Annotated in this window: 11 protein-coding genes; 3 read left to right on the top strand and 8 right to left on the bottom strand. The window is 54.5% G+C overall.

From position 1 onward, the window contains the following. From ftsL to mraZ, 3 genes are read right to left on the bottom strand one after another with little or no spacing between them, the layout of a single operon-like run. Positions 1-321 (bottom strand): cell division protein FtsL, encoded by a 321-nt coding sequence (gene ftsL, locus J5069_RS14600; protein ID WP_222158201.1) that lies wholly within the window; start codon positions 319-321, stop codon positions 1-3. Continuing rightward, complete coding sequence (gene rsmH / locus J5069_RS14595; RefSeq protein WP_264644565.1) at positions 318-1,259, bottom strand: 16S rRNA (cytosine(1402)-N(4))-methyltransferase RsmH; 942 nt, start codon at positions 1,257-1,259, stop codon at positions 318-320. The genes ftsL and rsmH overlap by 4 nt, the downstream gene beginning before the upstream one ends. A gap of 18 nt (positions 1,260-1,277) precedes the next feature. Next, complete coding sequence (gene mraZ / locus J5069_RS14590) at positions 1,278-1,736, bottom strand: division/cell wall cluster transcriptional repressor MraZ (protein ID WP_264644564.1); 459 nt, start codon at positions 1,734-1,736, stop codon at positions 1,278-1,280. An 857-nt stretch (positions 1,737-2,593) separates the two neighbouring features. Between mraZ and J5069_RS14585 the strand changes: the two genes are divergently transcribed. Continuing rightward, positions 2,594-3,034, top strand: coding sequence for an L-alanine exporter AlaE (locus J5069_RS14585; protein ID WP_264644563.1), 441 nt, complete (start codon positions 2,594-2,596; stop codon positions 3,032-3,034). An 81-nt stretch (positions 3,035-3,115) separates the two neighbouring features. On the opposite strand, the gene cra is transcribed toward J5069_RS14585, so the two are convergent. From cra to J5069_RS14560, 5 genes are all read right to left on the bottom strand, one after another. Next, positions 3,116-4,120 (bottom strand): catabolite repressor/activator, encoded by a 1,005-nt coding sequence (gene cra, locus J5069_RS14580; RefSeq protein WP_264644562.1) that lies wholly within the window; start codon positions 4,118-4,120, stop codon positions 3,116-3,118. A gap of 315 nt (positions 4,121-4,435) precedes the next feature. Beyond that, positions 4,436-4,927, bottom strand: a complete 492-nt coding sequence (ilvN, locus tag J5069_RS14575; RefSeq protein WP_264644561.1) for an acetolactate synthase small subunit — start codon at positions 4,925-4,927, stop codon at positions 4,436-4,438. Between the two features lie 2 nt (positions 4,928-4,929). After that, a complete protein-coding gene (gene ilvI / locus J5069_RS14570; RefSeq protein WP_264644560.1) occupies positions 4,930-6,648 on the bottom strand; it encodes an acetolactate synthase 3 large subunit in 1,719 nt (572 codons plus the stop codon). A gap of 462 nt (positions 6,649-7,110) precedes the next feature. Continuing rightward, positions 7,111-8,913 carry an AMP-dependent synthetase/ligase gene (locus J5069_RS14565; protein WP_264644559.1) on the bottom strand — a complete coding sequence of 601 codons (1,803 nt, stop codon included), beginning with the start codon at positions 8,911-8,913 and terminating at the stop codon, positions 7,111-7,113. A 56-nt stretch (positions 8,914-8,969) separates the two neighbouring features. Then, positions 8,970-9,134 (bottom strand): hypothetical protein, encoded by a 165-nt coding sequence (locus J5069_RS14560; RefSeq protein ID WP_264644558.1) that lies wholly within the window; start codon positions 9,132-9,134, stop codon positions 8,970-8,972. 278 nt (positions 9,135-9,412) lie between these two features. Between J5069_RS14560 and leuA the strand changes: the two genes are divergently transcribed. Then, positions 9,413-10,990: a 2-isopropylmalate synthase gene (gene leuA, locus J5069_RS14555; RefSeq protein WP_264644557.1), complete on the top strand. Its 1,578-nt coding sequence runs from the start codon at positions 9,413-9,415 to the stop codon at positions 10,988-10,990. Then, a complete protein-coding gene (gene leuB, locus J5069_RS14550; protein ID WP_264644556.1) occupies positions 10,990-12,084 on the top strand; it encodes a 3-isopropylmalate dehydrogenase in 1,095 nt (364 codons plus the stop codon). Before leuA ends, leuB begins: the two co-directional genes overlap by 1 nt.

The following is a 12,084-nucleotide window of genomic DNA, read 5'->3' as shown; positions in this document are numbered from 1 at the left end:
TCACTGTTTGACTACGATATTTTCCTGCGCCGGGTCCACGTGACCCATGTGCAGTTTTTCCGTTGCGATACGTTCCACCCGACTGTGATCGCCCAAGGCGTTCTCTTCCAGAATCAGGTTGCGCCATTCGATATCCAACGCATCGCGCTCCAACAACAACTGCTCACGCTGCGCGGTCAGCAGGCGCGTTTTGTGCGCCGTCGTCACCACCAGCACCGCAGAGACCAATGCACCAATCAGCAGCAGCAGCGGCAATTTGCCGTGACGAAGGATGTCCTGGCCGATAATACCCGCCAGGCTGTGCCGCTCATTGCTTATCATTCCGCTAGCCGTTCCGCGATACGTAACACGGAGCTACGCGCTCTCGGGTTTTCTGCCACTTCGGCTTCCGGCGGCATCATCTTGCCCACCGTTTTCAGCGTTTGACCGCCTTGCGCACGCAGTTGCGCTTCGGTTAACGGTATCCCGGCGGGCACCTGTGGCCCACGGCTGTGATGGCGCATAAAACGCTTCACAATACGATCTTCCAGCGAATGAAAACTGATGATCGACAAGCGGCCTTGCGGAGCCAGCGCCGTTAGCGCGCCGTTCAGCGCCTGCTCGATCTCATCCAGCTCACTGTTGATATAAATGCGGATCGCCTGAAAACTGCGGGTTGCCGGGTGCTTGTGCCGCTCTTTCATCGGGCTGGCCGCCGCAATCAGCGCCGCCAACTCGCGCGTGCGCGTCATCGGTTCTGTGCTGTTGCGTTCAACAATGGCGCGCGCAATGCGCTTGGCAAACCGCTCTTCGCCAAAGGTTTTCAACACCCAGGCAATGTCGTCGACTTCTGCCGTTTGCAACCATTGTGCCGCTGACTGGCCGCGTGTCGGGTCCATGCGCATGTCCAACGGGCCATCACGCATAAAGGAAAAACCGCGTTCAGGATCGTCCAACTGCGGCGAAGAAACACCTAAATCGAGCAGCACGCCGTCGATACGCCCGGTTAATCCCAGGGTCTCCACGTAGCTTGCCAGTGCGGAAAAAGGTCCGTGAACAATAGAAAAGCGTGAATCTTGAATCGCCTCGGCGGCGGCAATAGCCTGAGGATCGCGATCGATAGCCACAAGGCGCCCTTCCGGTCCGAGACGGGAAAGGATCAGTCGCGAATGGCCACCACGGCCAAACGTACCGTCGATGTATGTGCCGTCAGCGCGGATATTGAGGCCATTAACCGCTTCGTCCAACAGCACAGTGGTGTGTTTATAATTTTCCGGCATGTATTTTTTTCAGCATGACTACAGTGATAAATCTTGCAATCTCTCCGACAACGGAGCCTCAGAGGATTGCTCAGCGTCTATATCGTCCTTGACCTGTTGATACCAGGCTTGCTCATCCCACAGTTCAAACTTGTTGAACTGGCCGACCAGCATCACTTCTTTCGTCAGGCTCGCATGTTGCCGCAGCGTGCTGGCAATCAGCAGACGCCCGGCATTGTCCATCTGGCACTCACTGGCATGACCCAACAGCAACCGCTGCACGCGGCGCTCCGCAGGATTCATGCTCGACAGACGCGACAACTTTTGTTCAATGATTTCCCACTCAGGCAGGGGGTAAAGCAGCAGACAGGGCTGATGGAGGTCAATGGTACAAACCATCTGACCTTGCGTTGTCTCTGACAGCGTTTCCCGATAACGGGTAGGAACGGCAAGCCGGCCTTTACTGTCGAGATTAATCAGCGTAGCCCCACGAAACATGCTCGAGTTACCCCTTCATGACCCTTTTCACCACTTTATCCCACAAATTCCCACATTGATGAGTTTACGGAGGGTATGAAAACCTTGTCAAGCCAGAGCGGGCGCGCTTTGGAATTATTTCTGCCTCAAGACGGACATGAATGGCATAAAATGGAATAACAGACGGAAATAAAGGGAGATTAACGCCATGAAAATTTGAGGAAAAATTATTTCTGGATAAACAATCAGAAAGAAAGAGTAATAATTTCTCATTTTTACTTAAATTTACCATTAATCATAAAACGCTTGTGAAACCGTCGCCGTATTCCTCCTTCTTCACCCACGCCCGGCGCTTGCCCGCAGCGCACTCCAGACCGATACCGGTCACATTTTTACCTAATGCTATCGCGCATCCCATTCCACTGTTACAACAATGTCGGCACGCTATTCTATTTTCTTTTTAGCAATGATGCTGTCAATTTTTCTTTATTTAAGGTTACGAAAAACAATTGAGGCTTTTTACCGTTAACCACTAAGTTCGTCGGTTAATTATTATATTATAAGAGTATTCCTAAAACCCTCGCGTTTCGCGCTGTTATTTGGGTTAACAGGGGGCAATTTGCCCATCGTAAAATAGTCGCCAAACCAGAAAACACAACCAATTGTTTATAAACATAATTCCTCCGACTGCCGCGCTTAATAAACCGCCATGCCACCTTTTTTCTATAAAGTAGCGTCCATAAGAAAAAAGCATGAAAAAATAAAAATTTATCGCTACTTACAACTTCAACATCCAGTGAAGTACACTACGCACATAAAATACACCGACATAATTCACTGCATTTAATCCAATTAACTGTATAACGGAGTCTCTCTGCATGTTCTCTCCTGAATCCCGATTGCGTAGTGCGGTAGCGGATACATTCGCTATGGTAATCTACTGTTTTATAACGGGTATGCTAATTGAGACCTTGCTGTCTGGCATGAGCTTCCAGCAGTCGCTTTCCTCACGGCTGGTGTCGATCCCCGTTAACATCGTGATTGCCTGGCCCTACGGCCTATACCGCGATCGTATCCTGCGTCTGTCTCAGCGCTACGTCACGCACGGTACCTGGGTGAAAAATCTGGCAGACCTGTTTGCCTACGTCAGCTTTCAATCGCCGGTGTATGTTGCCATTCTGTGGTTTATTGGTGCCAACCCGCAGCAGATCGTTGCGGCGGTAACCAGCAATGTGTTGATATCCATGGTGATGGGTGTCGCCTACGGGTACTTTCTCGATTACTGTCGCCGTCTGTTTCGCGTTGCGGTGCCGGGCTGAAATTCAGGCCGCCACTAAAACGCAGGCAACAAAAAAGCCATCCTGATAACGGATGGCTTTTTTATTAGGAATAATCCCAAACTAACGACGACTGAGTGAACCACGCCGGTAGAGACTGCGCCGAATGCGGGTCAAACCGGGCTTGGGCTTCTTCGGTTCATCCAAACTTGCCAGCACCAACTCCAGCACCCGTTCAGCCACTTCACGATGGCGCTGCGCCACCGAAAGCACCGGGCATTCGAGGAAATCGAGCAGTTCGTTGTCACCAAAGGTGGCAATCGCCAAATTGTTCGGCAGCCGTCCGCTCTGCTTGAGGGTAACGTCCATCACCCCTTGCAACAGCGGAAACGAGGTGGTGAACAGCGCCTGCGGCATCGGGTGATGCAGCAAATACTCTTCAAAAGCCGCTGCTGCCGCTGAGCGTTCATAGCTGTTGGCATAGAGGAAATTCACCTGCCGCGGATCCTCTGCCCACGCCATCCGAAACCCCTGCTCGCGCAGGAAACTGACAGAAAGCTCCGGCAGCGCGCCGAGATAGAGCACCGACTCCGCCGGGATCTTGCGCAGTTCCTGCGCCAGCATCTCCGCATCCTCGCAATCCGCCCCGACGACGCTGGTGAAGTGCTCGCGATCCAACGCGCGATCCAACGCGATAATCGGCAAGCTGTCCCCGGCCCAACGCTGATAGAACGGATGCTCCGGAGGCAGCGCCGTCGACACGATAATGGCATCAACCTGGCGTTGCAGCAGATGCTCAATGCAGCGCATCTCGTTATCCGGCTGATCTTCAGAGCAGGCAATCAGCAGTTGATAACCGCGCTGACGCGCCTGACGCTCCAGATAATTGGCAATTTTGGTATAGCTGGTGTTTTCCAGATCCGGAATCACCAGCCCGATAGAACGGGTACGCCCAGCGCGTAATCCAGCAGCCACCGCATTGGGATGATAATTGTGCTCACGCACCACCGACATCACTTTTTCTACGGTTTTATCACTGACGCGGTATTGTTTGGCCTTGCCATTGATAACGTAGCTGGCGGTAGTGCGTGAAACGCCCGCAAGGCGCGCGATTTCATCCAGTTTCACGTTAGCCCCTTTAAATAAGCTGGAAAATAAAAAATAAGGATGTCCATATTTTAAGCATGGATATCGTATAGATCTAACCGCAGAAGCTGGAAATCAGCAACCGCTTTATTGTTGTTCAGGGCTATATACCCTAAATAATTCGAGTTGCAGGAAGGCGGCAAGTAAATGAATCCCGATGAGCTTACTCAGGTAAGTGATTCGGGTGAGTGAACGCAGCCAACGCACCTGCAACTTGAAGTATGACGGGTATAGAGAGAAAAATAAAAGGCCCGCCGATACGACGAGCCTCTTTATCATAGATCAGCGGAAGGAAAATTAGCGCATAATCTTATCGCCGCGTGATACGCCGACAATACCGGAGCGCGCCACCTCGACAATTTCTGCCACGTCACGCACTGCGCTCAGGAACGCATCCAGTTTGTCACTGGTGCCCGCCAATTGCACGGTGTAGAGCGTGGCCGTGACATCCACAATCTGCCCACGAAAAATGTCGGTGCTGCGCTTCACTTCTTCCCGGCCATAGCCGGTCGCCTGCAATTTCACCAGCATGATTTCACGCTCAACGTGCGACCCCTGCCCCAGTTCGCTCACGCGCAGCACGTCAACCAGCTTGTGCAGTTGCTTCTCGATCTGCTCGATAACCTTGGCATCGCCCACCGTCTGAATGGTCATACGCGACAGCGTTGGATCGTCGGTCGGTGCCACCGTCAGGCTTTCGATATTATACCCACGCTGGGAGAACAGGCCGACAACGCGCGACAATGCCCCAGATTCGTTTTCCAATAACACAGATAAAATCCGGCGCATGATCAGGTCCTCTCCGTTTTGCTCAACCACATTTCATCCATGCCGCCACCGCGCACCTGCATAGGATAAACGTGCTCACTGCTGTCGATGGTGATGTCCACGAACACCAGGCGATTTTTCACCGCCAGCGCTTCGCTCAGCTTGCTTTCCAATTCCTGCGGCGACGTAATGGCAATACCAACGTGCCCATAGGCTTCCGCCAGTTTGACAAAATCCGGCAGCGATTCCATGTAGGAGTTGGAATGCCTGCCTGAGTAGATCATGTCCTGCCACTGCTTCACCATGCCGAGGAAGCGGTTATTGAGGTTAATCACCACCACCGGTAAATCATACTGTAACGCCGTGGACAGCTCCTGAATGTTCATCTGGATACTGCCGTCACCGGTCACGCAAATCACCGTCTCTTCCGGCAATGCCAGCTTGATACCGAGTGCCGCCGGCAGGCCGAAGCCCATGGTGCCAAGGCCACCGGAGTTGACCCAGCGGCGCGGCAGATCGAACGGATAATACAGCGCGGCAAACATCTGGTGCTGCCCGACGTCCGACGCCACATAGGCTTTGCCGTCGGTCAAACGGTGCAGGGTTTCAATCACCGCCTGCGGCTTGATCTTGTCGCTGTCTAACGGGTATTTCAGGCATTGGCGCGCACGCCACTGCTCAATGCGCTGCCACCAGTCGCGCAACGCGTCAAAATTCTGCTGCGTCTCACCCTGATCCAGCAGTTCCAGCATCAGCGCCAGCACCTGGCGTGCATCTCCGACAATGGGAATATCCGCATTGACCGTTTTCGAAATGGAGGCCGGATCGATATCGATATGCAACACCGTGGCATTCGGGCAGTACTTCGCCAGATTGTTGGTGGTGCGATCGTCAAAACGCACGCCGACAGCAAAGATCACGTCGGCATTGTGCATCGCCATGTTGGCTTCGTACGTGCCGTGCATGCCGAGCATGCCCAGACACTGACGGTGGGTACCGGGAAAACCGCCCAATCCCATCAGAGAGTTGGTCACCGGCAGGTTCAAACGCTCTGCCAGTTGGCGCAGTTCTTCATGGCACTCCGCATTGATAACCCCACCACCCGCATAAATGATCGGTGACTGGGCGCTTAACAAGGTTTGCAGCGCACGACGAATCTGCCCCTTATGCCCTTGAATCGTCGGGTTGTAGGAGCGCATGGTAACCGCGTCGGGATAGAGGTACGGCAGTTTGTTGGCCGGGCTCATCACGTCTTTCGGCAAATCCACCACCACCGGACCAGGACGCCCGCTTGCTGCCAGATAGAACGCCTTCTTCAGCACCGTGGGCACATCTTCGGCCTGTTTGACCAGAAAGCTGTGCTTCACCACCGGACGAGAAATACCGACCATGTCGCATTCCTGAAACGCGTCATAACCGATAAGCGAGGTGGCTACCTGACCAGACAGCACCACCATCGGGATGGAGTCCATGTAGGCCGTGGCAATACCGGTAATGGCATTGGTGGCACCGGGACCCGAGGTGACCAGCACCACGCCGACATCGCCGGTGGCGCGCGCGTAACCATCCGCCATGTGCACCGCACCCTGCTCGTGGCGCACCAGGATATGGTCAATGCCGCCCACGGTGTGTAGCGCATCGTAAATATCCAATACCGCCCCGCCCGGATACCCGAACACATATTTCACGCCCTGATCGATCAACGATCGAACCACCATCTCGGCGCCTGACAACATCTCCATGGGATTGCCTCTTTTCGTTCTGAGAGCGGCATCGCGGCACTGCTATCGCAGCGCGACACGCGTCATTTTCTTATCCAGAATTTGAATATAGCCGATAACCATAACGTTAGACGATGGCACAGGCAAACAAGGGCGAAGCGCGGAACAAACAAGTGGAAACGGGTTTACACCGCCAGAAGGGATTCAGCTAAGATAAAACGCTGAACGGCGTCATCGCGGATAGTGATTATTCCGCGATGACGGTCAATGGCAGCGGGAAATTTTCAGCAAAAAAGTTAAAAATGAGGTTGCAGACAAACCGCCGTACTCCCACCGTCATTCCCGCGCAAGCGGGAATCTCTTGCCGAAGAAACGCGTTTATCCTTACAGAGATCCCCGGCTTACGCCGAGGATGACGAGGGGGTAAGTGACTTTGTCATCAGTCTGAATTCGTGTCTCTCACACGCGGTAAGTCATTCGGGGTTATTCGCCATACATGGCATCGATTTCCAGCTGATAGCGCTGGGCGATGATCTTACGTCGCAGTTTCAATGTCGGCGTCAACTCCCCGCTCTCCATGGAGAAAGGGGTCGCCAGCAAGGTAAAGCGTTTGACCTGCTCGACGCGCGACAGCTCTTTTTGCATCTCGCGCAGGCGCTGTTCAAACAGCGCAATAATGTGACTGTGACGTAACAGTTCGAGCCTGTCGTGATACTTAAGGTTGGCCGATGCCGCGTACTCTTCCAGCGCTTCAAAGCAAGGCACAATCAACGCAGACACGTATTTGCGCGCATCGGCAATCACCGCCACCTGCTCGATAAAGCGGTCTTGCCCCAAGGTGCCTTCCAGATGCTGCGGCGCGATATATTTTCCACCGGAGGTTTTCATCAGGTCTTTCAGACGCTCGGTGATATACAGGTTACCCTCGGCATCCAGCTTCCCGGCATCGCCGGTTTTCAGCCAGCCATCGGCGGTGAAGGCTTCAGCGGTTTCCTGCGGGCGGCGGAAATAACCGCGCATCAGCGTAGCACCGCGCACCTGAATTTCGTTTTCGTCGCCAATGCGCACGTCAATGCCCGGCAGTGGCGTGCCGATCGAGCCCAGCCGTACCTTATTCGCTTCCCAGCACGATACCGTGGCACAGGTTTCCGTCATGCCATAACCGTAAATGATGCGCACGCCCATCGACTGGAAAAACAGAATGATATTGTCATCCAGATGCGCGCCAGCCGCAGGCATAAAGCGAATTTTACCGCCCAGCAGGGCACGCAGCTTGGTCAGCACCAGACGATCGGCGACGCGATGCAGCAGCGCCTGCAACGGCGAGCGTGATTTTCCCGCGACGCGCGCCAGAAACGTCTTACGCCCCTGTGCGATGGCCCAGTTAAACAGCGTGCGACGGTGCCAGGGTGCCTGTGCCACTTTTTCGTGGATGGCGCTGTACACTTTTTCGTAGAAACGCGGCACCGCACACATCACGGTTGGCGAGACGGCCTGCATCGCGTTGCGTACCAGATTGGTGTCGGTCAGATAGACGTTTTGCGCACCGGTGTGCATGATGTAAAACGCCCAGGCGCGCTCAAACACATGGGACAGCGGCAGGAAACTCAGAGAGATATCGTCCTGCGACACGCACAGGCGCTCATCGTGCAGCTTCAGCACCATCGCCATGTTGGCGTAGTCCAGCATCACCCCTTTCGGCTCACCGGTGGTACCGGAGGTGTAGATCAACGTAAAAAGATCGTCCAGCGTACGCGCATCAATGCGCTGTTGCAGCGCAGGCTGCCAGTAGGCGTCATCCACATCAGTTTCAAACGCCGCCAGCGTCAACGCCAACGGGCAATGATGCAGGTTCACATTATCATCAATAACAATGATGCGCTTAAGCTGCGGGCACTCCGGCAACAGCGCCAATACCGCATCATACTGTGGCTGAGAACCGACAAAAATGGTGCGGATATCCGCGTCATTGATGATAAACGCGGCCTGTGTCGCCGTGTTGGTGGCATAAATCGGTACGGTAACGCCACGCACGTACAGCGTCGCGAGATCCGCCAGCGACCAGTTGAGCGAATTATGAGAGAACAACGCGACGCGCTCTTGAGCCTCAATCCCCAGCGAGAGCAGGGCACAGGCAATGCGACGGATACGCACACCGGCCTGAAACCATGTGAGCTGCGTTTCGCCAGAGGCAGACCATTCACGCAGTGCGGTACGGCCGGAACAATGGGCAATCTGGTGTTGGATGCGTTCAACCAAATGGTATTGCGACAAATGGGTAGACATAATAAAAATGAGCCTGGGAAATTTCAGCGTACAACTGTTTATTATTTTGGCGCAGTCTACTGATCTTGCCAGAAACCGCAACGATCTTTCACGTTGGCATCACGGAAGGTTGACGCCACGCACATCTGCCCCCATTGCGCCTCCTGCATGACTGCGGCAACGCAAACGGTTTCGTAGCGACCGGGCAAGGGCACAACACCGTTGCCACAAATGCTTGACATACCCACAAGAATCAAGTACCAATAAAGGCACGAGCGATGTCATCCCCGCAGATATGCGGTGCATGGCGAATTTTATAGCTAATCGGATCAGACGAGATATCATGTTCAAACATACTTTCCTACTAGGCCTACTACTACACGCATCAACATTGCGCGGTATGCCTGTGGGTGAAAGTCAGAACTGATTTCACGTTACACAGAACGAAAAACCCGCGCCGATGCGCGGGTTTTTTTTTACCCGTTCGGCGCTCGAATAAACACGATAAGGAATCTTTCCAATGAGCCAGCAGGTCATTATTTTCGATACCACATTGCGTGATGGTGAGCAGGCATTACAAGCCAGTCTGAGTGTAAAAGAGAAACTGCAAGTGGCCTACGCGCTGGAAAGATTGGGCGTGGACGTGATGGAAGTCGGTTTCCCGGTCTCTTCACCGGGCGATTTTGAATCGGTACAGACCATTGCACGTCAGATTAAAAACAGCCGCGTGTGTGGTTTGGCCCGCTGCGTCGATAAAGATATCGATGTCGCCGCCGAGGCGCTGCGCGTTGCCGAAGCCTTCCGTATTCACGTATTCCTGGCTACGTCCACCCTGCACATTGAATCCAAACTGCGTTTGTCGTTCGAGCAGGTGATTGAGAAAGCGGTTCACTCCGTCAAACGGGCGCGTAACTACACCGACGACGTAGAGTTCTCCTGCGAAGATGCAGGCCGCACCCCTATCGATAACCTGTGCCGTATCGTTGAAGCCGCGATTAACGCCGGTGCCACCACCATCAACATCCCTGACACCGTGGGTTACACCACGCCGTATCAGTTTGGCGGCATTATCTCCACGCTGTACGATCGTGTACCCAACATCGACAAAGCGATTATTTCCGTGCACTGCCATGACGATCTGGGCATGTCGGTCGCCAACTCCATCACCGCGGTGCAGGCTGGCGCACGTCAGGTAGAAGGCACGTTGAACGGTCTGGGCGAGCGCGCAGGCAACACCGCGCTGGAAGAAGTGATCATGGCGATCAAAACCCGTCAGGATATGCTGAACGTCCACACCAATATCAATCATCAGGAAATCTATCGCACCAGCCAGTTGGTGAGCCAGATTTGCAACATGCCGATCCCCGGCAACAAAGCGATTATCGGTTCTAACGCCTTCGCCCACTCTTCCGGTATCCATCAGGACGGCGTGCTGAAAAACCGTTCCAACTACGAAATCATGACGCCGGAATCCATCGGTCTGAAAGAAGTGCAGTTGAACCTGACCTCCCGTTCTGGCCGCGCGGCGGTGAAACACCGCATGGAAGAGATGGGCTATCAAGAAAGCGATTTTAATCTGGACCAGTTGTACACCGATTTCCTGAAGCTGGCCGACAAAAAAGGTCAGGTTTTCGACTACGATCTGGAGGCATTGGCCTTTATTAATAGCCAGCAGGAAGACGAAGAGTTCTACCGTCTGGATGCCTTCAACGTGCAGTCTGGCTCCAACACGATTGCCACTGCGTCAGTGCAATTAGCCTGTGGTGGCGAGGTGCAAGCCGAAGCCGCTACCGGCAACGGGCCGGTCGATGCCGTTTATCAGGCGATTAACCGCATCACGGGCTACGGCATTGAACTGGTGAAATATCAGTTGTCCGCCAAGGGCCAGGGACGCGATGCATTGGGGCAAGTGGATATCGTCGCCGCTTATCAAGGCCGCCGCTTCCACGGCGTGGGCCTGGCGACTGACATCGTCGAATCCTCCGCCAAGGCGATGGTCAACGTATTGAACAACATCAAACGCGCACAGTTGGTAGAACAAGAAATTCAGCGTTTGCAGCACCACAACAAACAACAAAATAGCCAGGAAACAGTGTGATGACAAAGAGTTACCATATCGCCGTCTTACCCGGTGACGGCATCGGCCCGGAAGTCATGGCGCAAGCCCATAAAGTGTTAGACGCGGTTCGCCAGCGTTTCGGTTTGCGTATCACCACCAGCGAATATGACGTCGGCGGCATCGCCATCGACCGTCAGGGCACACCGTTGCCCCCCGCCACCGTCGCCGGTTGCGAGCAGGCTGACGCCATTCTGTTCGGCTCGGTTGGCGGCCCGAAATGGGAGCATCTGCCGCCGGCTGAGCAACCGGAGCGCGGCGCGCTGCTGCCGCTGCGTAAGCATTTCCGTCTGTTCTGCAACCTGCGCCCGGCACGTCTGTATCAAGGGCTGGAAGCGTTTTGCCCGCTGCGCAGCGACATCGCCGCCAACGGTTTCGACATTCTGTGCGTACGTGAACTGACCGGCGGTATCTACTTCGGCCAACCGAAAGGCCGTGAAGGCAGCGGCCAGCACGAACGCGCCTTCGACACCGAGGTGTATCACCGTTTCGAGATCGAACGCATCGCCCGCATTGCCTTTGAGTCGGCGCGCAAACGTCGCAGCAAAGTTACCTCCATCGATAAAGCCAACGTGCTGCAAAGCTCCATCCTGTGGCGTGAAATCGTCACCGAAGTTAGCAAAGACTACCCGGACGTGGCGCTGGCGCACCTGTACATCGACAACGCCACCATGCAGTTGATCAAAGACCCGTCCCAGTTCGACGTGATGCTGTGCTCCAACCTGTTTGGCGATATCCTGTCTGACGAATGTGCGATGATCACCGGCTCGATGGGTATGCTGCCTTCCGCCAGCCTGAACGAACAAGGTTTCGGTCTGTACGAACCGGCGGGCGGCTCTGCGCCGGATATCGCGGGCAAAAATATCGCCAACCCTATCGCACAGATCCTGTCGCTGGCACTGCTGCTGCGCTACAGCCTGGAAGCCGATGACGCAGCCGATGCCATCGAAAACGCCGTCAACACTGCGCTGGCCGAAGGCTATCGTACTGGCGATCTGGCGGGCAATGACACCAAAGCCATCAGCACCGATGAAATGGGCGATGCCATTGCTCGTTTTGTGGCGCAAGGGGTGTAA

This window comes from Candidatus Symbiopectobacterium sp. NZEC127, assembly GCF_025962675.1.
Lineage (GTDB): Bacteria > Pseudomonadota > Gammaproteobacteria > Enterobacterales > Enterobacteriaceae > Symbiopectobacterium.
This window is presented reverse-complemented; position numbering and strand designations above follow the sequence as displayed.

Bases quoted from the DNA above. Each gene is read 5' to 3' on its own strand.
- rsmH (WP_264644565.1), bottom strand. From the start codon at position 1,259: ATGCCGGAAAATTATAAACACACCACTGTGCTGTTGGACGAAGCGGTT.
- ilvN (WP_264644561.1), bottom strand. From the start codon at position 4,927: ATGCGCCGGATTTTATCTGTGTTATTGGAAAACGAATCTGGGGCATTG.
- ilvI (WP_264644560.1), bottom strand. From the start codon at position 6,648: ATGGAGATGTTGTCAGGCGCCGAGATGGTGGTTCGATCGTTGATCGAT.
- leuA (WP_264644557.1), top strand. From the start codon at position 9,413: ATGAGCCAGCAGGTCATTATTTTCGATACCACATTGCGTGATGGTGAG.
- ftsL (WP_222158201.1), bottom strand. From the start codon at position 321: ATGATAAGCAATGAGCGGCACAGCCTGGCGGGTATTATCGGCCAGGAC.
- leuB (WP_264644556.1), top strand. From the start codon at position 10,990: ATGACAAAGAGTTACCATATCGCCGTCTTACCCGGTGACGGCATCGGC.
- mraZ (WP_264644564.1), bottom strand. From the start codon at position 1,736: ATGTTTCGTGGGGCTACGCTGATTAATCTCGACAGTAAAGGCCGGCTT.
- J5069_RS14585 (WP_264644563.1), top strand. From the start codon at position 2,594: ATGTTCTCTCCTGAATCCCGATTGCGTAGTGCGGTAGCGGATACATTC.
- J5069_RS14565 (WP_264644559.1), bottom strand. From the start codon at position 8,913: ATGTCTACCCATTTGTCGCAATACCATTTGGTTGAACGCATCCAACAC.
- J5069_RS14560 (WP_264644558.1), bottom strand. From the start codon at position 9,134: ATGTCAAGCATTTGTGGCAACGGTGTTGTGCCCTTGCCCGGTCGCTAC.